Source organism: Neobacillus drentensis (assembly GCF_036962765.1).
Classification (GTDB): Bacteria; Bacillota; Bacilli; order Bacillales; family Cytobacillaceae; genus Neobacillus; species Neobacillus drentensis_C.
In genome coordinates this window covers 12,005-14,572 of sequence record NZ_JBALOS010000005.1, presented here as the reverse complement: position 1 = coordinate 14,572, position 2,568 = coordinate 12,005, and the positions used below count along the sequence as shown (strand labels likewise).

Below are 2,568 nucleotides of genomic sequence, written 5' to 3'. Positions count from 1 at the left end.
TAAATATTTCGACTATTTTCGACAAAAAAATATTTTTTACATCAAAATTACTCATAATTAACCTTTTTTTCGTAACAATTATCAAACCTTCACTAAATCTCTATGTACTGACCCCCTTTCAATATTTTTATAACTTTCTTATAATATTAATAATATAACTATTAGGAAATATAATGCTATGTACATTTTCATGAATATTATTATGAAAAATTTGTGTGTTTTACACAAAAAATGCAAAAATAGATTGATAGGTAAATTAATAAATTTCATAGAGTAAGGATGATGAAAGTTGCAAGATACATTAACTCATCGACAACTAAAGTCCTTAATCCAAGTGTCCAACGTTATTAATTCCAAATTAGATATTGATACCATCTTTGATTCTATCATGAATGAAACGATATCTGTCGTTGAAGCTGCTGGAGGAGGCTCTATATGGATTTTTGACAAAAACCAGAATCGACTAATCGCAAAATCCGCTCAAGGATTATTTTATCCACATATTTTCAGGCAAATTGAACTAGTTAGCGGTGAATCCATGACTGGGATTTCTTTTGCTGCAAAAAAATGTCTAATTTTTTGGGATGAGGTAGAAATTAAACAAGCGCTGTCTACATTAACTCCATATAACAGAGATTTATTGGATCGGGCTATTCCGAGTAATTTTCATTTTACATCTGTCATTTCTTCACCTATTTTACAAAAGGGAAAATGTATTGGCGTAATTACATTGGACTCTTTTGAACAATCTTTGCAGTTTAAGCAAGAGGATATTAATCTATTGGAAGCGATTGGCCACCAAGCAGCGATTGCCTTAGAAAAATCCAGTCTTTATTATGAAAAGGAAAAAACAGTTCGGATGCTTTCCCATTCAATAGAAATACATAGGAACCTAGCCAATCTTGTTGTAAATGGAGAAGGAATTCAATCCATTATGAATTTTATACATAAAACAATTGGACAGCATATGTTTCTCTTTAATGAGATCGGAGAACTTAAGGCTTCTGCCTGCCATTCTTCATTTTCTGTTGAGATGACCGAGTATATTACACAATATACCAAACAAATTATCCTAACACTTGAAAATTCACATACCGTTTCCGATATAACATTAAATGATGAAACTTATCAAATAGTTGTATTATCACTTGGGTCTAAACTAAAGTCTCTAGGCGGGCTAATAATCCTTTCTAAACAAAAAATGAGTGAGGTGGATATCGCTGCGCTCGAACATGCTTGTACGATCATATCACTTGAACTGGTAAAAGAACAAGCCGTTTTTGAAACACAGCAGCGTTTAAGAGGGGAATTCGTGACGAAGCTTTTTTCTGGACAGATGGATGAAGCACTCATTCAGAAAGCAAAAAATTTAAATTTTGACCCTAACCGGACCTATGTTGCCATGATTATTAATTTTGAGGATAAATTAAATGAGCAAAAGGTTTTAGGCGAACACGTTTTAAGGAATTTACTCCATATGTCCAATAAGACATTACTTGGGAGGAACTCTCAAGTAATGGCAGTAAGGGTTGAAAATCAAATTGTTGCTCTTCTATCCTTTCATTCAAGAGTTCCTTCATCCAATATTGTTGCAGAAATAAAAGAACTTGGAAAAAATTTACAACAAGAGATTATAAATAAATATAGAGAGATAGACGTATCGATTGGCATTGGAAGAATTAAGCAAGGGCTTACTTTTGTCCATGAGTCATTTGTAGAAGCGAATAAGTGCATTAAGTTTCTCAAAAACTATCTTTTTGATCATAGAGTCCTTAGTTATACAGACCTTGGCGTTCAGAGGTTTATTTTACAAAACTCAAAGGAAGAATTGAACGATTTTATTCAAGAAGTATTAGGTCCCCTTATTCAATATGAACAATCTAGAAAAGGCGAATTGTTAAGCACTCTGATTGTTTATTTAGACCAAAATCAAAACATAAAGAAAACGGCTGATTCTTTACATATTCACACCAATACTTTAAGTTACCGTTTAAAGAGAATTGAGGAAATTCTAGCAACAGACTTGAATGATAGTCAACCATTATTTAATATTCATTTAGCAATCAATATTTATCAATGTATAAAAGCTAAAGACACATTACAGAAAAACAAAAGCTAAAGTTTTACATGAAAGCAAAGTTAGTAGGATGGCTGAAAACAGGTAAAAATCAAAAAGTGCCAGACGCTTAACCAATTATGTATACTACCTTTTTCTTGTTTACTAGACATAAGGGGATCTTCAGCTTCATCATGAAGGACACAAGTCATCGAGGATGAGAGAGATTTGTTCTTCATAGGCGGTATGAAGGACAATAGTCCACGCAGGAACAGCAAATTTGTCTTTCATAAGCGGTATGAAGGACAATAGTCCACGCAGAAACAGCAAATTTGTCTTTCATCAGCGGTATGAAGGACAATAGTCCACGCTGGAACATGTAATTTGTCCTTCATCAGCGGTATGAAAGACAATAGTCCACGCAGGAACAGCAAATTTGTCTTTCATCAGCGGTATGAAGGACAATAGTCCACGCAGGAACATAAAATTTGTATTTCATCAGCGGTATGAAG

Annotated in this window: 1 protein-coding gene; it reads left to right on the top strand. The window is 33.5% G+C overall.

Features of this window, described 5'->3' with window-relative positions; all coding sequences use genetic code 11:
• The first annotated feature begins 289 nt into the window (after window positions 1–289).
• Window positions 290–2,119, top strand: a complete 1,830-nt coding sequence (locus V7137_RS01705) for a helix-turn-helix domain-containing protein (RefSeq protein ID WP_335696472.1) — start codon at window positions 290–292, stop codon at window positions 2,117–2,119.
• Window positions 2,120–2,568: the final 449 nt, after the last annotated feature.